9 protein-coding genes are annotated in these 20,602 nt (G+C 71.7%); all 9 read left to right on the top strand.

Translation table 11 applies throughout. The features are described 5' to 3' along the window. The 9 genes from FKR81_RS11920 to FKR81_RS11880 all read left to right on the top strand — a co-directional run bounded on the left by FKR81_RS11920 (position 1) and on the right by FKR81_RS11880 (position 20,575). Positions 1-1,770 carry an AMP-dependent synthetase/ligase gene (locus FKR81_RS11920; protein ID WP_146351059.1) on the top strand — a complete coding sequence of 590 codons (1,770 nt, stop codon included), beginning with the start codon at positions 1-3 and terminating at the stop codon, positions 1,768-1,770. 281 nt (positions 1,771-2,051) lie between these two features. Beyond that, positions 2,052-5,090, top strand: coding sequence for an AfsR/SARP family transcriptional regulator (locus tag FKR81_RS11915; protein WP_146351058.1), 3,039 nt, complete (start codon positions 2,052-2,054; stop codon positions 5,088-5,090). A gap of 136 nt (positions 5,091-5,226) precedes the next feature. Further along, positions 5,227-6,240, top strand: coding sequence for an ATP-grasp domain-containing protein (locus FKR81_RS11910; protein WP_146351057.1), 1,014 nt, complete (start codon positions 5,227-5,229; stop codon positions 6,238-6,240). 130 nt (positions 6,241-6,370) lie between these two features. Beyond that, a complete protein-coding gene (locus tag FKR81_RS11905) occupies positions 6,371-6,583 on the top strand; it encodes a hypothetical protein (RefSeq protein WP_146351056.1) in 213 nt (70 codons plus the stop codon). Positions 6,584-6,688: 105 nt separating this feature from the next. Then, positions 6,689-7,471: an AfsR/SARP family transcriptional regulator gene (locus FKR81_RS45625; RefSeq protein WP_146351055.1), complete on the top strand. Its 783-nt coding sequence runs from the start codon at positions 6,689-6,691 to the stop codon at positions 7,469-7,471. Next, positions 7,468-9,063: an ACP S-malonyltransferase gene (gene fabD, locus FKR81_RS11895; RefSeq protein ID WP_146351054.1), complete on the top strand. Its 1,596-nt coding sequence runs from the start codon at positions 7,468-7,470 to the stop codon at positions 9,061-9,063. Before FKR81_RS45625 ends, fabD begins: the two co-directional genes overlap by 4 nt. Next, positions 9,063-9,329, top strand: a complete 267-nt coding sequence (locus tag FKR81_RS11890) for an acyl carrier protein (RefSeq protein ID WP_222598231.1) — start codon at positions 9,063-9,065, stop codon at positions 9,327-9,329. Before fabD ends, FKR81_RS11890 begins: the two co-directional genes overlap by 1 nt. 5 nt (positions 9,330-9,334) lie before the next feature. Next, positions 9,335-11,305, top strand: a complete 1,971-nt coding sequence (gene asnB, locus FKR81_RS11885; RefSeq protein ID WP_146351053.1) for an asparagine synthase (glutamine-hydrolyzing) — start codon at positions 9,335-9,337, stop codon at positions 11,303-11,305. A gap of 24 nt (positions 11,306-11,329) precedes the next feature. Then, complete coding sequence (locus FKR81_RS11880) at positions 11,330-20,575, top strand: SDR family NAD(P)-dependent oxidoreductase (RefSeq protein WP_146351052.1); 9,246 nt, start codon at positions 11,330-11,332, stop codon at positions 20,573-20,575. Positions 20,576-20,602: the final 27 nt, after the last annotated feature.

Genomic DNA, 20,602 nt, shown 5'->3' with positions numbered 1-20,602 from the left:
ATGACCGCCGGTGTCGTCAGTTCCGTCAAGACCGTCCGCAGAATCGCGGACCTCCCGTTCCTCGCCGAGCAGGTGTTCGGCGACCGGGAGGCGTGGAGGTTCAAGCAGGACGGCACCTGGCAGTCGCGGTCCTTCGTGGACGTGGCGGAAACCGTGCGCGAGCTGGCTTCCGGCTTCGTCCACGCGGGCCTGCACGCGGGCGACCGCGTCTGCATCCTCGCCAACACCCGCTGGGAATGGCTGGCCGTGGAGCTGGCCGTCCTGGCGGCGGGCGGCATCGTGGTGCCGATCTACCCGAGCAGCACGCCCGAGGAGATCGCCTGGGTGGCCAGCGACTCCGGCGCGTCCTTCATCGTCTGCGAGGACGAGTCGCAGGCGCTGAAGGTCGAGTCGGTGTCGCTGCCCTCCCTGCGCCTGGTCGTGGTCATCGACCCCGCGGGCTCCCGCACCACCCTGGCCGAGGTCATGGACACCGGCCGCACGGCGCCTCTGTCCGACGAGCTGGACACCCGCCGCGCGGGCATCAAGGCCGACGACCCGTCCCTGATCATCTACACCTCCGGCACCACCGGCCCGCCCAAGGGCTGCGTGCTGACCTCCGGCAACTGGATCGCACTGTGCCGCCTGTGCGAAGAGGTGTCGATCGAGGCGATGGAGGGCGTCACTTATCTGTTCCTGCCCCTGGCCCACGTCTTCGCCCAGATCGTTCAGTTCGCCGCGACGTACGCGGGCGGCTGCCTGGCCTTCTTCGGCGGCGACATGAAGGCGATCGTGCCCGAGCTCGCCGAAGTCAAGCCGACGTTCCTGCCCTCGGTGCCGCGCATCTTCGAGAAGATCTACACGGTGGCGACGGCCGGCATCCCTCCGGAGCAACTGGCGGGCGCGGTCCAGCTGGGCCTGAAGGTGCGTGCGCTGCAAGCCGCGAATGAGCCTGTGCCGCCGGCGCTCGCCGAGGCGTTCGTGCCCGTCGACGCGACGTTCGCACGCGTCCGCGGCATCTTCGGCGGCTCGCTGGTCCAGGCGATCTCGGGCGCGGCCCCGATCTCGCCCGAGGTGCTGGAGTTCTTCCACGCGGCGGGCGTGCCCGTGCTCGAGGGCTACGGCATGACCGAATCGACCGCCATCGGCACCATCAACACCCTGACCAACTTCCGCATCGGCTCGGTCGGCACGTTCGGTCCAGGCGGCACCGAGGTCTCACTGGGCGAGGACGGCGAGATCCTGCTCCGCGGCCCGCACATCTTCGCGGGCTACTGGAACAACCCGTCGGCCACCGCGGACACCATTGTGAACGGCTGGCTGCACACCGGCGACCTCGGTGCGATCGACGCCGACGACTTCGTCACGATCACCGGCCGCAAGAAGGACATCATCATCACCGCGGGCGGCAAGAACATCGCGCCGGCCAACGTGGAGAACGCGCTGCGCCAGTCCCGCTGGATCTCGCACGCGATCCTGTTCGGCGACCGCCGTCCCTACCTGGTCGCGCTGATCACGCTGGACGCCGAGGAGATCGTGCCGTGGGCCGTTTCCCGCGGCTTGCCTTCTGATGTCGACGTGCTGGCTTCGCATCCCGAGGTGAAGGAGCTCGTCCAGTCGGTCGTGGATGAGGCCAACTCGCATTTCGCCTCGGTGTCACAGGTCAAGAAGTTCCGCATCCTGGGGCGGGACCTGTCGCAGGACGACGGGGAGCTGACCCCGACGCTGAAGGTGAAGCGCAACGTGGTGCACAAGCTCCACGCGTCGCTGTACGACGACCTCTACAACTGACATGGTTCCAACAGCTTGCATTGCCTCGACACTGGTGAATTGTCCAGAGTTTCGTGTGACCAGTGCTGGTATGAGGTGCGGTGATTCCGGTGCTGACCATGTGAGTTAGGAAGTTTTTCATTTGGCTCCCGCCCGTCCGTCCGGGCGGGAGCTGTGTCTTGATTGGTGACTTCTCGCGTTTTCGGGATTTGCGGTAGCGCGGACCCGGGTAGCTCATTGGTGGTGCCACCACATCCGACGGGACGGTCCCGTGATCCGGCGCCGAAAGGTGTCGGCATCTGATGAGTGATCCACCGTCGTGGCAGGAGCAGAACCTCCGGATCAACGTTCTGGGTTCACTGGAGTGCTGGTCCGGCGAGCGCCGCATCCACCTCGGCGGTGCCGTCCAGGAGCGGGTGATGACCGCTCTGCTGCTCGAGTCCGGGCACGTGCTCAGCGTTTCCCAGCTGGTCGACTCCGTGTGGGACGAGGAGCCACCCGCCACCGCGACGCACCAGGTGCGCAAGGCGGTGGCCCGGTTGCGTCAGCTCATCCCCGCGGGCGGCGAGATCATCCTGACCGAGGGACCGGGCTACCGCGCTGTGCTGCCCGCGGAGCAGGTGGACCTGAACGTCTTCCTGAACCTGCTGGACGAGGCCAGGCGGGCGTCGTCGGACCAGAGGTGGGAGGAGGCCGTGACGCACCTGAAGGGCGCGCTCGCGCTGCGGCGCGGATCCGTGCTCGCCGGTGGCGGCGGGCCGGCGATCAGGGCCGCGGATGCCGCGCTGCAGGAACGCTACCTGGACGCGGTCGAGCAGCTCACCGAGCTGCGCCTGGCCCGCGGCGACTCCAGCGAACTGGTCGGCGAGCTGCGCGAGCACATCTCGGCCCACCCGCTGCGGGAGAAGCTCCGGGGCCAGCTGATGGTCGCCCTGTACCGCTCGGGAAGGCAGGCGGACGCCCTGGAGGAGTACCGCCGGCTCGGCGCGTTGCTCGCCGACGAGCTCGGCATCTCCCCGTGCAGCGCCCTTTCCGAGCTGTACGAACGAATCCTGCGCAGCGATCCCTCACTGGAGGTGCCCGCTCCCCGTGAGCCGATGGGGGCCGAAGTCGTGCGCACCGCGGAATCGCCCGCGGTGCCGCGCACGCTGCTGCACGACCTCGCCGACTTCACCGGCCGCAAGGCCGACCTGGACGACCTGCTCGGGTATCTCGACGCGGCGGCGGGCTCCGGCCCGCGCATCATCGCGATCGACGGGATGGGCGGCGTCGGGAAGACGTCATTGGCCGTGCGCGCCGCGCACCTGCTCGCCGACCGCTATCCGGACGGGCAGCTCTGCCTCAACCTGCGCGGGTACACCACAGGCGGAAAACCGCTGTCGTCCCAGGCTGCCGCGGCGATGCTGCTGGGCATGCTCGGCGTGGAGGCGGACCAGATGCCGGACGACCCGGAGGCGCTCTGGCGGACGATGACGGCGGAGAGCCGGTTGCTGGTCCTGCTGGACAACGCCATCGACGTCGCCCAGGTGTCGCCGCTCCTGCCGCTGAGCGCCGAGTCGCTCGTGCTGGTCACGAGCCGGACGCGGTTGATCGACCTGGACGGCGCGCACTGGATGTCCCTCGGAACGATGACCAGCGAAGACGGTGCCGCGATGGCCGCCAGGGTGCTGGGCAGCCGTCGCGCGGAGGCCGAGCCGGCGGCGGTGGCCGAGCTCGTCGAGCTGTGCGGTCACCTGCCGCTGGCGATGCGGATCGCGTTGAGCAGGCTCGGCAACCGCCCGCGGTGGCCGATCGGCTACCTGGCCGACCGGATGAGCGACGAGTCCAGACGCCTGGACGAGCTCCGGTCAGGGGAGCGCGGGGTCGACCTGACGCTGAGGATCTCCTACGAGGGTCTCCGGCTGCGGCACCGCACGGCGTTCCGCGTGCTGGGCATGCACCCCGGCCGCGACATCGACGTCCACTCGGTGTCGGCGCTGCTGGGCATGCCCCTGCACACGGCGGAGGGCGTGCTCGAGGTGCTGCTGGACGCGCACATGTTGCAGCAGCACGAGATCGGTTACTACACGTTCCACGACCTGGTGCGCAGCTTCGTCAACCGGCTCAACCAGATCGAAGGGGCGGGTGACGACGCGAGCGACGCCTCGGCGGCGTTCGAGCGATTGTTCGACTACTACGTCGCCGCCACCGACCACGCCTGCGACCTGCTGTTCCCCGGCCGGGTGAGGTTGTCCGCGGAGAGCGCAGGCGAGGACCCCGGCCTGCCGCACCTGCCGAACCGCGGCGCCGCGCGGAAGTGGCTCGACCGCGAGCTGGTCACCCTGTGCGACGTCATCGCGGTCGCCCACGCCCACGGCTTCGACCGCCACGTGGCCCTGCTCGCCCGCAACGTCGTCTTCCAGCTGGACGTCGAGGGGCTGGTCGCGGAGTTCGCCGAGATGGCGCGGCTGTCGGTGATCTCGTCACGTCGGCTCGGTGATGCCGAGCTGTTGCGCCTGAGCCTGTCGAACTGCGCGGTCGCCCACTGGAACCTCGGTCAGTTCGCCGAGGGCATCGAGGCGGCGTCGGAGGCGCTGAGCATCGCCATGCGGCTGGGCGACCAGCGGGGAATCGCGAAGGACACCGGGGTGCTCGGCCTGCTGATGAGCACCTGCGGCCGGTTCGCCGACGCTTTTCCGCTGCTGCGGGAGTCCATTCGCATCAAGCGGGAGCTCTCCGCCGACCGGGCCGAGGCCGAGTCGCTGGTCAACCTCAGCTCGCTCTACGAGCAGTGGGGCCGCCACGCCGAGGCGGTCGAGGCGGCCGAACGGGCTCGCGATCTGAACCACGAGCTCGGCGCCAGGAAGAACGAGATCGTCGCGCTCACCGACCTGTCGTTCGCCCACCTCGGAGCGGGTGCCGCCGACAAGGCCGACGAACAGCTGCGCACCGCTCGCGACCTCTGCGAGGACTTCGGCGCACCCGGCGACGTGGCGTTGGTGCACGCCCTGTCGGCGCTGGTGGCCCATCGGCTGGGCCGGGTCGAGCAGGCCCGTCGGTTCGCCACGCTCGCGCAGACGGGCAACAGGGCGCACTGGCCCCCGATCCGGCGCGTCGTCATCGACAACCTGCTCGGCCGCCTGCGCCGGGCACAGGGCGACCACGCGGAGGCACGCGTGATGCACGAGCGCGCACGCGCCCTGGCGGCCGACATCGGTTACCAGGTCGAGGAGGCCCGCGCGCTCGTCAGGTTGGCGGACGTCCACGCCGCTGTCGGCCGGGCGGACGAGGCTCGGGCCTGCCGCGAGCAGGCCGACGAGGTGTTCCGGATCGTCGGCGTGCCGCCCGAAGCGCGAGGCTGAGCCCGCGCCCCACGGGTGCGGCGGGAACGAATCGGTAACCGATGTGGGCAATCTTGCGCGGGGGACGTGCCACCAGACGTCGTGACCCGCGGTACGACTCCGGCGGATCGCAGGTCACCGAGCCGCAGGAGTCACCATGAGTCCGGACAGCGCGCAGCCGCGATCACCGCGGTTGCTGCTCTGCTTTCCGTCGTTCTCCTTCGCGCGCAAGGCGATGCGCAGCGGTCTCGACCTCTGGCTCGTCCTCGACGAGGAACAGCAGGCCGTGTTCGCCCCGCTGGCGACCGGTCGGATGACCCCGGTGAACCCGCGTGACGAGACCGCGGTGGCCGGTGCCGTCGCCGGCGTCGTCCGGCGGTGCGGTACCACGCACGTGCTCGACGGCGAGGGGTTTCCCGCCATCAGCCCCGCCGAGGCCGGTGGGGCCGAGTCCGCCCGTGCTCCCCACGTGCTGGCCGACGACCGCAGGCTGGAAGAGGTGCTCGCCCGGAGCAGGCACCCGTTGGTGCGGACCCGCGTGGCCGCCGCCGCCCAGGACGTGGCCGGCGCGGTCGCGGAGATCGGCCGCCCTGCGGTGATCCGGTCGGCGGGCGAGGAGTCGGTCGTGTGGTCCGACGCGGCTCTGCGGGACTGGGTGCGCCGCAGCGGGGACCGCACGGGGCCGTTCGCCGTGGGGGAGCTCGTGACCGGGCCGGAGGTCGTGATCACGACGCTGACCCACGACGGCATGCACCGGGTGGTCGGCATCACCGCCAAGCGGGCTGTGGCGCACGGGGAGCGCTATCTGCATCCGGCGGTGATGAGCGAGGCGGACGCGCGGGTCGTCCGCGCGGCCGTCACCGCTGTGCTGGACCTGGCGGGCTACGAGTTCGGCCCCGCCCAGACCTCGGTCGTCCTGTCCCGGTGCGGCCCCAGGATCCTGCGCGTGCGTCCGGGCTTCGGCCGTGCGATTCCGCGGCTGATCGAGGCCGCCACCGGGCTCGACGTGCAGACCGAGCTGCTCCGCGCGCTGGCCGGGGTGCCGATCCGTCCGCCGGTGGCCCGGTGGTGCGCGGGCGCGGAGTTGTTGCCCCATCTGCGTTTCGTGGCCGAGGGCGCGACGCCGGAGATCGTCGAGCAGTGCCTCGACGCCGCTCGTCGACGTGTGTGAGGGCCGGTTCCCGTCCGCCGTGTCCGGATTGCCGCGCCAGTGGGAACCGCGCGGTATCGAGGACGGAAGGAATCGGTAACCGGAGCTGTGAACCTCTTCATATCGATGACGACGAAGAGGGAGTGATGACATGCGAAGCGGATTGACAAAGGTGACGAAGCGCGAGACGAAGGCGTCCGGTGCCCGTGCGGCACACAAGGCGTTGCTCGTCCTCGCCGTCATCACGGCGAGCTTCGGTGTGACTCAGGGTGCGCCTGCCGCGTTCGGCGCGCACTCCGCGGCACTCATTCCGGGAGCGGCGGTGCCGGCCGGTGGTGGGTCCGGTGAGGGGCCCAACAGCTGACGGGCTGCGGCTCGCGCATGGGCACTGAGCGTTTCCTCATCGCGCGGCTCGGACCCGCACACCTTTCCGGCGCCGGAAACCCGGCTCATCCACTGAGGAGATCCCATGCTGGAACTCAGCCTGCTCGGGCCTCTGCGCGTGACCAGCCCGCGCGGGGAGATCCGCACGCCGTCCAAGATCAAGCAGATACTGGCCCTGCTGGCGCTGGAGAGTCCGAGCGCTGTCGGCCTCGACCAGATCATCGAGGAGCTGTGGGGGCAGCGGCCGCCGAAGTCGGCCGTGCGGACCATCCACACCTACATCTACCAACTGCGCAAACAGCTGGCTGATCACGTCGACGGCGGCGCCGGCCTCGTCGCCACCCTCAACGGCGGCTACCTGCTGACGGTCGTCCCCGAGCGCGTCGACGTCCACCGGTTCGAGCAGGCCGTGCGGGAGAGCAGGGCGGCGCTCGACGCGGGCCGGGCCGCTGAGGCTTCGCGCAGGTTGGACCAGGCGGTGGGGATGTGGCGCGGGGCCGCGCTCGCCGACGTGCGGAAGGGGCCGCGGCTGGACGCCGAGGCCGTCCGTCTGGAGGGACTCCGCGAAGCCGCGCAGGAACTGCGCGTGCAGGCCGACCTCGAGCAGGAGCACTGGTCCGAGGCGATTCCCGAGCTGCAGGCGCTGATCCGGCGCTACCCGCTGCGGGAGCGCTTCCACCATCAGCTCGTCTGGGCACTCAACCGCGCCGGCCGGCGCGCCGAAGCCCTCAGCGCGTATCGGCACACCTGCCATCTGCTCAACGAGGAACTCGGCCTCGACCCGTCGGACGAGCTGCGCAGGCTGCACCACGTCGTGCTGACCGGCAAGACCCGCGCGTCCGCGTTCGAGAACAGGGCATCGGCATGACCACCGGACTCCGCCAGGCCTGGGATGCCGCGACGAGCACGGGCGGTGTACCCGTAGCGCTCTTCCCCGGCCAGGGAACCCAGGTCAGGGGAATGGGAGAGGGGCTGTTCGACCGCTTCCCCGAGCAGGTCGCCCTCGCGAACGACGTCCTCGGCTACAACATCGTGCGGCTGTGCCTCGAGGACCCCGACTGCCGGCTCGACGACACGCGGTACACCCAGCCCGCGCTCTACGTCGTCAACGCACTGTCCTATTGGCACGGTCTTGACCGGGGTGAGCCTGAGGCGGACATCCTGCTCGGCCACAGCCTCGGCGAGTACAACGCGCTGCTGGCCGCGGAAGCGTTCGACTTCGAGACCGGCCTGAAACTCGTCGCCCAGCGCGCGGAGCTCATGGCCGCCCAGCGCGGCGGGGCGATGCTCGCCGTGCTCGGAATGTCCGGCGAGCAGCTCGCCGCACTGCTCGTCGAGGAAGACCTGACGACGCTGGACATCGCGAACCGCAACACCCCGGAGCAGAACGTGCTGTCCGGGCCCGCCGAGGACATCGGCCGGGCGCGGGAGACGCTCGCCCACCGCCATGTCCGGACGGCCCCGCTGCGCGTGTCGACCGCGTTCCACTCGCGGTACATGCGCGCCGCTCAGGACGAGTTCGCCGCCTTCCTGCACGGGTTCCAGTTCGCTCCGTTGACGAGGACCGTGATCGCCAACGCGACCGCGCGCCCGTACCGCGACGGCGAGGTGGCGCGAACGTTGAGCGAGCAGATCGCCGGGCCCGTGCGCTGGACGGAAAGCGTCCGCGCGGTGCTGCGCCTGCTGCCGGCCGAGTCCGTCCACGAAGTCGGCGGTCAGGGCGTGCTCACCAGGATGGTGCGCCAGATCGACGATGTACCGGCTGCGCCGCCGGAGAAGCCGCGCCGGGTGTTCACCGTGGCCTACGCCGGTGGTGACGAGAACGCCTACCGCGCACTCGCGCCGCACCACGGAGACGTGGAGCCGGTGCCGCTCGAACGGCCGGGACGCGGCAGGCGGGTGAGCGAGCCGCTCCTGACGGACGTCGACGCCGTGGTGGCAGACCTCATGGCACAGCTGCGAAACCAGGTCGGTGAGCCGTACGTGATCTACGGCCACAGCCTTGGTGCCCGGCTCGCGTTCCTGCTCTGCCGCCGCCTCCGCGCCGAGGGCCTGCCGCTGCCGCTGCGCCTCGTCGTCTCCGGTGAGTGCGGGCCGTCGGTGCCGAGCCGGGAGCGCGACACCTGGCGGCTGACCGGCGACGCGTTCTGGGCGCACCTCGACCGGCTCGGCGGCGTTCCGGCGGAACTGCGGCACTACGAGGACCTGATGGCGCACTACGAACGCTTGCTGCGCGCGGACTTCACCCTGCTCGGGCGGTACGCGCACGAACAGGAACCGCCGCTGAACGTGCCGATCACCGTTGTCACCGGCGACCGGGAACCGTTCACCGGTGCGGAGATCGCGGCGTGGCAGCGCGAGACGACCGAACCACTGGTCCGCCACCGGCTCGCCGGCGACCACTTCTTCATCCGCGACCACTGGCCGCAGCTGGCCGGCCTGATCGAAGGGGGAGCCTGATGCCCGACGCGAGGTTGACCGCCGAGCTGAAGAGCTACCTCGAGAACGAGGCGCTGTTCCGGTTCGACGACGAGATCACCGAGGACACCGACCTCTTCAAGGCCGGGGTGCTCGACTCGTTCGGCTACGTCTCGTTGATGAACCACGTGCGCGAGCGCCACGGCGTCGAGCTCGGCGAGGACTTGCTCGACTCGGTGCTGGTGTCGCTGCGCGGAATCGTGGAGTTCGTCGAGGCGCACGCCGTCCACGGCGCGAACGGCAGGTGACCGGCATGTGCGGAGTCGCCGGCGTCTACGGTGGTGCGCGGCCGTCCGATGGCCACCGGGACCTGATCGAGGGCATGCTGCGCCAGATCGAGCACCGCGGTCCGGACGAGGCCGGGTGCTACCTGGACGACCGGCTCGCGATGGGCACGGTCCGGTTGAGCATCATCGACCAGGCGGGCGGATCCCAGCCGGTCGGCAGCGCCGACGGCCGGTGGTGGCTCTGCTACAACGGCGAGCTCTACAACTACCGCGAGCTCCGCCGGGAACTGCACGGGCTGGGTGTCCGCTTCCGCACCGACTCCGACACGGAGGTCGTGCTGCAGGCGTGGCTGACCTGGGGCCGCTCCTGCCTGTCCCGGTTCAACGGGGCCTTCGCCTTCGCCGTCTACGACTCGCTGACCGGCGAGCTCACCCTGGCCCGTGACCGGTTCGGCAAGCGCCCGCTGTTCGTGGCGCGCCACGGCGGGGTCTGGCTCTTCGCCTCCGAGATGAAGGCCTTCCTGGCGTATCCCGGTTTCCGGTTCTCCTTCGATCAGGAGCAGCTCGCGTCGATCTTCGCCACCTGGACACCGCTGCCCGACCAGAGCGGCTACCGCGACGTCGAGCAGCTGCCGATGGGGGAGTACCTGTGCCTGCGCGGCGACCGGGTGGAGCGAGGCCGCTGGACCGCGCTCGACCTGGAGCCCGGTCCGGCGCCGGCGTCCGAGGAAGAGGCGGTCGAGCTGGTCCGCGCGGAGCTCGCCGCCGCGGTGGACGTGCGGCTGCGCAGCGACGTCGAGGTCGGGGTGTACGCCTCCGGCGGCCTGGACTCGTCGATCATCACGCACCTCGCCGCCGAGCGGCAGTCCGGTCCACTGCGGACCTTCTCCCTGGAGTTCGAGGACGCCGCGGTCGACGAGTCCGCTGAACAGGCCGCGCTCACCGAGAAGCTGGGCACCCGCCACCACGCGCTGCGCGTGCGCGACGAGGACGTCGTGCGCGCGTTCCCGGCCGCGGTCAAGCACGCCGAGGTGCCCGCGTTCCGCACCGCGTTCGTGCCGATGTACCTGCTCGCCGAGCGCGTCCGGCAGTCCGGGATCAAGGTGGTGCTCAGCGGTGAGGGCGCGGACGAGGCGTTTCTCGGCTACGGCATCTTCAAGGACGCGCTGCTGCTGGACGCGTGGGACGACCTCGACGAGGGCGCGCGGCTCGACCGGATCGCGCGGATCTACCCGTATCTGCCGCACTTCAGCGGTGAGGGCGCGCCGCGGCGGATGCTGGGCCTGTACCGGCGTTTCACCGAGGAGTACCTGCCGGGGCTGTTCTCCCACCAGATGCGGTTCCAGAACGGACGTTTCGCGGTGCGTTTGCTGCGTGACGCGACGGCCCCGTTCGACGCGGCGCAGCGGCTGGTCGCCGGGGAGCCGGGCTACCACGGCCTCGGCACCGTGCAGAAGGCCCAGTGGCTGGAGTTCCGCACCCTGCTGGCGGGTTATCTGCTGTCCACGCAAGGCGATCGGATGACGCTCGGGCACGGCGTCGAGAACCGCTGCCCGTTCCTCGACCCCGCGGTGGTGCGGCTGGCCGCGTCGCTCAACCACCGCTTCGGCGACCCGTTCGACGAGAAGTACCTCCTCAAGCGCGCCTACGCGGACGTGCTGCCGGAGCGGGTGGTCGCCAAGGGCAAGTTCCCTTACCGCGCCACCGACAGCGCGGCGTTCGTGCAGGCCTGGCCGGACTTCCGCGACACCCTGACCGACCAGTCCACGCTCGACGAGATCGGCGTCTTCGACACGCGGTTCGTCCGCGCGCTCGTGGACCGCGTGTTCGACGGTCCCGCGGAACGCATCGGGACCAAGGAGAACCAGGCGTTCACCCTGCTGGCTTCGCTGTTCTGGTTGCACCACTGGTTCGTTCGCGGGCAGGCGCGCGAGAGCTCGCCGCTGCGCGTCGGGCTGCGCGTGGTGGACCGCCGCACGAGCGCGCTGCCGGCCTAGCCCGGCACGGAAGACGAGGATTTCATGGCTGACACCAACGGACATCCGGCCGACCGCCACGACGACGACGTCGCTGTCGTCGGTCAGGCGCTGCGGCTGCCCGGCGCGCGGACCGCCGACGAGTTCTGGGCGAACCTGGAGCAGGGGCGCTCGTCGATCAGCGAGGTGCCCGGGAAACGGTGGCGTGCCGAGGAGTTCGCGGGCGACCCGCGCCGGGACGGCGACAAGACGAGCAGCGTCTGGGGCGGTTTCGTCGCCGACGTGGAGTGCTTCGACGCTGACTTCTTCCGCGTGTCGCCGCGCGAAGCGCGGATGATGGACCCGCAGCAGCGGATGGCACTCGAGCTGAGCTGGCACGCCATCGAGGACGCCGGCTACCGCGCCGACCGGCTGGCGGGCTCGCGCACCGGTGTGTTCATGGGCGTGTGCCATTGGGACTACGCCGAGCTGGTCGAGCAGGAGCTCGACTCGATCGACTCCTACTACCCGACCGGCGCGGCGTACGCGGTCATCGCCAACCGCGTCTCGCACCACTTCGACTTCCGCGGCCCGAGCGTCGTGAACGACACCGCCTGCGCGAGCTCGCTGGTGTCCGTGCAGCAGGCGGTGCAGGCGCTCGCTGCCGGCGACTGCGACCTGGCCCTCGCCGGTGGCGTCAACCTCGTCTGGTCGCCGCGCCACTTCGTCGCGTTCAGCAAGGCGGGCATGCTGTCCCCGGACGGGCGCAGCAAGGTGTTCGATGCGGCGGCGAACGGATACGTGCGCGGTGAGGGCTGCGGCGTCCTGGTGCTCAAGCGCGTCGCCGACGCCCGTCGCGACGGCGACCCCGTGCACGCGATCATCAAGGCGATCGGGACCAACCACGGCGGCCGCACCAGCTCGCTGACGGTGACCAACCCGGACGCGCAGGCGCAGCTGATCATCGACACCTACCGGCGTGCCGGGATCGACCCGGCGTCGGTGAGCTACGTCGAGGCGCACGGGACCGGCACCCCCGTCGGCGACCCGATCGAGGTGCGCGGCCTGAAGAAGGCGTTCGCCGAGCTCGGCGACACCAGCACCGACCAGCGCTGCGGGCTCGGTTCGGTCAAGACGAACATCGGGCACCTCGAAGGTGCCGCGGGCATCGCGGGCATCCTCAAGGTGATCGCGGCGATGAGGCACCGGCGACTGCCGGCCACCGTCGGGTTCGAGCGGCTGAACCCGTTGATCACACTGACCGGCACGCCGTTCCGCGTCGTCGACCGGCTCGCGGACTGGTCGGCGCCGGAGGGACGGCCGCTGCGCGCCGGGGTCAGCTCGTTCGGGTTCGCAGGCACGAACGCGCATGCCGTGCTGGAGTCCGTGCCACCGGCCGAACCCACCGCGGTGTCCGAAGAGGACGAATGGCTGCCGGTGTCCTCGGTGGACGAGGACCGGTTGCGTGAGACGTGCGCCGGACTGGCGACGTGGGCGCGGACGCGGCTGGCCGGGGACGATGTCCCGTCGCTGGCCGACGTCGCGCACACCCTGCGGCACGGCCGGGTGCCGATGTCCGCGCGCGTGGTGTTCCGCGCACACGACCTCGAAACCTGGGCCGGTCAGCTGGAAGCGGTCGCGGGCGACGGTGCCCTGCCCCCTGGCTGTCTGCGCGGACAAGCCGAACCGGACGAACTCGTCGGCGGGCTGGACGAGTCCGACCTGGCGGAGCTCGCGGCGCGCTGGCTCGACCAGGGCCGCGTGGAGAAGTTCATCCGCGCCTGGGTGCACGGCCTGCCGTTGGACTGGTCGGACTGGCCCGCCACCGGGCGGCGGATCCACCTGCCGGGTTCCGCCCTCGCGCGCACGCCGTTCTGGTTCCGCCCGCTCGACGCACCGGGTCACCCGTCGCTGGGCGATGGCCGCGAGGAGGGGGATGGCTGGACGTTCCCGCTGACCTTGCGCCGCGGGCAGGACGTCATCCGTGACCACGTGGTGAACGGGAACCCGGTTGTGCCGGGAGTCGCCGTGCTCGGCCTCGTCCTCGCCGCCGCGCGGCTGGCCGGTGCCATCGCCGTCCCGTGCCTGCGCAACGTCGGGTGGATCAGGCCGCTGGTCGTCACCGCCGAGCGGCTGGACGTGCGGCTGCGCCTGGTGCCCGGCGGTGACGGCTTCGACTTCGAGGTGCTCGACGACGCGGGCACCCGGTACGTGACCGGTCGGCTCGTCACCGGGCAACCCGTTGTCTCCCATGAGGATCCGGTCGACCTGCGCACGCGGTTCCCGGACCCGGTGGACGTGTCCCGCGGCTACGCGGCGCTGCGCGCCAGCGGGGTCGAGCACGGGCCTGCACTGCGCGGGCTCGACGAGGTGTCGCGCGGCGAGGACGGCGTTCTGGCCCGGATCCTGGTGCCCGCACAGGCCGCGCCGGGATGGCTGCTGCACCCGGTCGTGCTCGACAGCGCGCTGCAGGCGGTGCTCGCCCTCGGTGCGGACGAGTCCGGCTGGCGACACCCGTCCGCCGCCGCGGTGCCGTTCGCGCTGGAGGAGCTGACGGTTTTCGGGGCGATCGGCCGGGTCAACTGGGCGGTCGTGCGCGAAGGCCGAGATGGGTCCAAAGTGGACGTTGACGTGCACGGCGAGGACGGGGCGTTGTGCGTCCGCTTGCGCGGCTACACGTCCCGTCCGCTCGCGGCCCGCCCGGAAGGCGTTGCGCTCGTCGAGCAGCGCCAGGTGGGGTCGCCGGTGACCGGTGCGGCTGGGTCGTCTGCGCCCGGTTCGGCCGGCGCAGATCTGCTCGAGGTGCGGCAGGTGTGGCGGCCCGCGCCCGCGCAGGCGACCACCGCCTCCACGACCGGGCAGCTCGTGGTGCTCGACGCGGTGCTGGCCGAGGAACACGCCCGCGCAGCCGCCCAGCGGCTGGACGCGGAGATCCTCCCGCTGCCCCGTGTCGCCGCGCTGGAACCGGCCGAAGCCGCGAAGGCGGTGTTCGACTCCTGCTACCAGCACCTGCGTGCGTTGCTGGCCAGGCCAGGTCCAGCCGCCCGCACCGTGCTGGTCGTCGCGCCGGGCGGGCCGGACGACCCGGTGCACGCGCCGCTCGCCGCGGTGCTGAAGTCGTTGCACAAGGAGAACCCGGCGGTCCGGGGCGGGCTCGTGCTCGCCGACGGGCTCGGCCCGGACGACGTCGAGCGGTTCGAGTCGATCGTGCGTGCCGAGGCCGCGGCGCCCGGTGCGGAGATCGCCTACGACCGGTCGGGGAGGCGCCTGCGCCGGGAAACCGTGGAGCTGTCAGCGGACGACGGCGGCGAATCGCTGCTGCGCGCGGGCGGTGTCTACTGGATCACCGGCGGCGCAGGCGGTGTCGGCAGGCTGCTCGCCGCGCACCTGTGCGAGCGGCACGGGGCCACCGTCGTGCTGAGCGGCCGTCGGGCCGAGGGTGCGGAGGTCGGCGCGCTGCGTGAGCGCTTCGGCGACCGGATCGGTTACCAGCCGGTCGACGTGACGGACGCGGCTGGTGTGCGAGCGGCCGCGGCGGCGATCCGCGAGCGGTTCGGGCGGCTCGACGGTGTTTTCCACGCGGCCGGTGTGCTCGACGACGGCTACCTGGTGGCCACGCCGGTGGAGACCACCGCCGCGGTGCTCGCGCCGAAGCTCTCCGGCACCGTGCACCTCGACGTCGCGTGCCGCGAGCACGGTGCCGACTTCCTGCTGCTGTTCGGCTCGGTCGCGGGTGCGTTCGGCAGCGCGGCGCAGACGGGCTACGCGGCGGCGAACGCCTTCCTCGACGCCTACGCGGTGCGCGCCGCCGGGTACGCGGTGCGCGTCGTCGACTGGCCGCTGTGGGCCGAGGGCGGCATGCGGGTCGACACCGCGACCGACGCCTACCTCCGCAAGACGACGGGCACCGTCCCGGTCCCGACCACCGTCGCGCTGGCCGCGCTGGAGCGCGCGCTGCGCGTCGACGCCCCGCCGCAGCGCGCTGTTCTGCACGGCGAGGCGCCGAAGCTGCGCCGGTACGCGGGTCTGACGACGGACGAACCGGCCGAGACCGCGACGGCCGCGCCCGCACGGTCCGAAGTGGACGACCGGACGCTCGCGGTGCGCACCGAGGACCACCTGCGGCGGCTCTTCGCCGAGCTGACCGGGCGGGAGCCGGAGCAGATCCGGGCCGACCAGAAGCTGGAGCGCTACGGCATCGACTCGCTCATCGTCGTCGGCGTCACGAGCCGGTTGGAGGACGACTTCGGCTCGCTGCCCAAGACGCTGTTCTTCGAGCACGTCGACCTGCGCGGCGTCGCGGGGTACCTGCTCGCCGAACACCGCGGGCGGCTGCAGGAGATGTTCGGCGAGTCGCAGCCCGTCCCCGAACCCACCAGCGCACCGCTTCCGGCGCGGACCGTCGAACGGCCCCGCGACGAGCGGGACGACCACGACATCGCCGTGATCGGCATGGCGGGCCGGTATCCGGGAGCCGACACGCTCGACGAGTTCTGGGACCTGCTCAGCGACGGGCGGCACAGCTTCGAGCCGGTGCCGCGTGACCGGTGGCGCCACGACGACCTGTACTTCGGCGAGCGGGACGTGCCGGGCAAGACCGTCGTGAAGACCGGGACGTTCATCCGCGACATCGACGCCTTCGACCCGCGGTACTTCTCGATCTCCCAGCGGCAGGCCGAACTGCTGTCCCCGGAGGTCCGGCTGCTGCTGCAGGCGGGGGTCACGGCGCTGGAGGACGCCGGCTACTCCCGCGAGACGATCCAGCGCCGCTACCAGGGCGACGTCGGCGTGCTCGTCGGTTCGATGAACAACAGCTACTCGCTCTACGGCTTCGAGAACATGCTCGTGCGCGGCACGTCCACGAGCGGCAGCGAAATCGGCGTGATGGCCAACATGCTGTCCTACTTCTACGGCTTCACCGGGCCGTCGATGTTCCTCGACACGATGTGCGCGTCGTCGGCGACCTGCGTGCACCAGGCCGTGCGGATGCTGCGTGCGGGCGACTGCCGGATGGCGGTCGTCGGCGGGATCAACCTGATGCTGCACCCCCACGACCTGATCGCGACGTCCCAGGCGCACTTCACCAGCAAGACCGCCGACCTGCTGCGCAGCTACGGCGTCGGCGCGGATGGCACCGTTCTCGGCGAGGGCGTCGGGATGGTCGTGCTCAAGCCGCTGACCGAGGCGGTCGCCGACGGCGACCACGTGTACGGCGTCATCCGCGGCACCGGTATGACCAACGCCGGCGTGCGCAACGGGTTCACCGTGCCGAGCCCCGTGCAGCAGGCCCGCGCCATCGAGAAGGCGCTGGACGACGCGGGCGCGGACGCGCGCACGATCAGCTACCTCGAAGGCCACGGCTCGGCGACCTCGCTGGGCGACCCGATCGAGATCCGCGGCGCGACGACGGCGTTCCGCCGGCACACCGCCGACCGCGGCTTCTGCGCACTGGGCTCGGTCAAGTCCAACGTGGCGCACCTGCTGTCCGGCTCCGGCATCGTCGGGCTGACCAAGGTGCTGCTGCAGTTGAAGCACCGCACGCTCGTGAGGTCGTTGCACTCGGAGACGCTCAGCCCGGCGATCGACTTCGCCGACACCCCGTTCGTCGTGCAGCGCGAACGCGCCGAGTGGCAACGCCCGGTGCTCGACGGCCAGGAAGTGCCCCGCAGGGCAGGGGTCACGTCGATCGGGGCCGGGGGCGCGAACGTGCACATCGTCGTCGAGGAGCACGACGCGGCGGGCACCCCGGTGGCGGACGCCGGAGCACCGCGGCTGCTGGTCTTCTCCGCGACCACTCCCCAGGCGCTCGGCCGCGTGCTGCGCGACCTGCTCGCCCACGTGCGCGCCGAGCGGCCCGGCCTGGACGCGCTCGCCTTCGCCCTGCAGACGGGCAAGAACGAGTTGCCCTGCCGCCTAGCGTTCGCCGCCGGGGACGCGGCTGCCGCCGAAGCCCGGCTCACCGAGCTGTCCGAAGTGGACTGGACTGGCTCCGCGCCGGTGCCGGGCGAGGTCTGGTTCACGCCCAGCACGATGGGGGTGTCCGAGCCGCTGGACGAGGCCGAGGTGACGCGGGCGCTCGCCGAGGCGGACCTGGCGGCGCTCGCCGCCTGCTGGACCGCGGGCGCGGACGTGGACTGGAACGTGCTCTGGCCGCCCGCCACGCGTCCGGCGAAGCTGTCGCTGCCCGGCTACCCGTTCGAGCGGGTGCGGTGCTGGTACCCCGGCTTCGGCGACGCGCCGAGCGTGCTGAACCCGATCGCGTTCGCCCGGCGGGAGCACCCCTGGGTGGGCGTGAACGAGTCGGACCTGACCGGGATCCGCTACCGGCACGCGCTGCGCGGCGACGAACTGCTCGACTACGTCTACTCGGTCCGGCGCGAACGCCGGTACGTCACCGCCGCTCTGCTGGACGGCGCGCTGGCCCTCGCCGAACTCGCGGGCCTCCACGACTCGCCGGCCGTTCGCGACGCCCGGTGGGCCGCCTTGCCCGCTCCGTCGGCGGAGGAACAGCGGCTCGAGTGGCGGCTGGACGCGCACCGCGCGGAGCTGCGAGACGCGGACGGCGCCGTGCTGTTCAGCGCCGACCTCGTTCCTGATGATTTCGTGCCCGTCGCCGAGCCGGAGTGCGACATGAGCGCGCCTCTGTCGCTGGACGACGACGAGTTCTACGCGAAGCTGGGAGAACTCGGTGTGGACGCACGGCCGTACGCCCGCGTCGTCGAAGGCGTCAACGAGTTCGGCGGCCGGCTGCTGGTGCGGGTCGTGGAACCCGCCGCGTGCCAGGACCCCGGGAAGCGGCGGGTCCGCATTCCGGCGTGGGTGCTCGCAGGTCTCGTGCAGGGCGTGCAGCACCTGTGCGCGGACGCCGACGTCGCGATCGCGCGGGTCGGTTCGGTGGTGGGACGGGACCTCGAACGCACGCGCGGTGTCCTGCTGGAGCGCACTGGCACGACGTTCCAGGTCCGGCTGCTCGACGAGAACGGCCGGGTGCTGGGGCGGATCACCGACGCCGAGTTCGGCAGCGGCCCGCTGCCGGACGCGGTCGCTGGTGGCCGGGGTGACGAGGGGCGCGATGGGCTGACGGCCGGAGACGTGGCCGGCGGCACCAGGGGTGACGACGGCCGTGATCGGTTGACGGCCACGGTTCGGGACGCGGTCGCCGGACTGCTCAAGGCCGACCCGGCCGAGGTCGACCTCGACACGCACTTCCCCGCCTTCGGCTTCGACTCCATCACTCTCGCCTCGCTGGCGGCGGAGCTCGGCAACCGGCTCGGTGCCGACCTGAGCCCCGCGGTGTTCTTCCAGTCCCCCAACATCCGCGACCTCGTCGACCAGTTGGCCGGGCAGGTCCAGGCTCCGGTACCGCCGTCCGCGCCCCCGGCACCCGTGCCGACGACGCCGTCAGCGCCTGAGGCGTTGTCCGCGCCCGCGACCGACGACGGAGCCGTGGCGATCATCGGGATCGCCGGACGCTTCCCAGGAGCGGACGACCCGGACGTCTTCTGGCAGCGTTTGCGGGCGGGCACCGACCTGGTGTCGCGGTACCCCGGCGACCGCTTCGACGGCCGCTACGCGAACGTCGTGGCGCGGGCGGACTTCCCGAAGTTCGCCGGGCTGGTCGACGGGATCGACCGGTTCGACGCGGACTTCTTCGCCGTGTCGCGGCTGGAAGCCGAGCTGATGGACCCGCAGCAGCGGCTGGCGCTGGAGACCGCGTGGACGGCGCTGGAGGACGGCGGCTACCCGCCCGTCCGGCTGCCCGGCAACACGGGTGTGTTCTTCGGCGTCTCCGGCAACGACTACCACCACCTCCTCAACGGGAGCGGGGTCGCGCCCGATGGCTACACCGCGACCGGCAACTCGCACGCCGTGCTCGCCAACCGCATCTCGTTCCTGCTCGACGTGCACGGGCCGAGCGAACCGATCGACACCGCGTGCTCCAGCTCGCTCGTCGCGCTGCACCGCGCGGTGGAGAGCATCCGGTCGGGGCGCTGCGACATGGCCGTCGCCGGCGGGGTGAACCTCCTGCTGAGCGTGGACACGTTCGCCGCGACGCAGGCCGCCGGGATGCTCAGCCCGGACGGCAGGTGCAAGACCTTCTCGGCGGACGCCGATGGTTATGTCCGCGCCGAGGGTGCCGCGGCGGTGCTGTTGAAGCCGTTGGCCGCCGCGTTGCGCGACGGCGATGCCGTGCGAGGTGTCGTACTGGGCAGCGCGGAGAACCACGGCGGCCGGGCCGCGTCGCTCACCGCGCCGAACGCCGCCGCGCAGGCCGAGGTCGTCCAGGCGGCGATGCGGGACGTCGCCCCGGACACCATCGGCTACGTCGAAGCGCACGGCACCGGCACCGCGCTGGGTGACCCGGTCGAGGTGGACGCGCTCGCCACCGCCTATCGGAACCTCGGCGCCTCGGCGGACCGGGTGCGGGCACTCGGCTCGGTGAAGGCGAACATCGGCCACGCGGAGGCGGCGGCCGGTCTGGCCGGTGTGCTGAAGGTGTTGCAGCAGATGCGCCACGGCGAGCTGCTCCCGGTGCTGCACTGCGACCGGCTGAACCCGCACCTGAGGCTCGACGGCACCGGGTTCGAGGTGCTGCGGGATCACCGCCGCTGGCAGCCGGTGACCGACGCCGCGGGACGCGAGCTGCCGTTGCGCGCCGGGGTCAGCAGCTTCGGTTTCGGCGGAGTCAACGCGCACGTCGTCCTCGAGGCGCCGCCTGCCAGGCCCGCACCCGTGCCGGTCTCCGGGCCCCAGGTGATCGTGCTGTCGGCGCGTGACACCGACCGCCTGCGGGAGCGAGTGGTGGCACTGCACGACTTCCTCCGCGACGGCGGCGAGGTGGCGCTCGCGGACCTGGCGTTCACGCTCCAGGTCGGCCGCGAGGAGATGGAGCACCGTCTCGGGTTCACCGCTTCGAGCGTGGACGACGTCGTCGCCGCACTCGAAGCGTTCCTCAACGGCACCGGCCGGTCCGGTCTGCACACCGGCAGCGTGCGGCGGACGCGCGGAGCGGCGGTGCGCCGCGACCGCACGCCGGACCCGGCGGTGACCGCCGCCGTGCGGGACGGCGATCTGGATCTCGTCACGGCCTCGTGGTGCGAAGGCCGCGCGGTCGTCTGGGAGCACCTGCACCCGGCGGGCGGAGGCCGTGTCGTGCCGTTGCCCACCTACCCGTTCGCACGCGAGCGCTACTGGGTGCCCGAGTCGGCCGGTAGCCCCGAACCCGTCTCGTTCGACGTCGACGCCCGCGCCGCGCTGCTCGAAGCGGTCCTCGCCAACCAGGAGAGCCCTGATGCGCTCAACGGCGTCTGAGTCCGCACCGTCCCCGGAAGGGAGTCG

This window comes from Lentzea tibetensis (assembly GCF_007845675.1).
In the GTDB taxonomy this organism is placed as follows: Bacteria; Actinomycetota; Actinomycetes; order Mycobacteriales; family Pseudonocardiaceae; genus Lentzea; species Lentzea tibetensis.
Note: the sequence above shows the minus strand (reverse complement) of the source record. Positions and strands in the feature narration are given on the sequence as shown.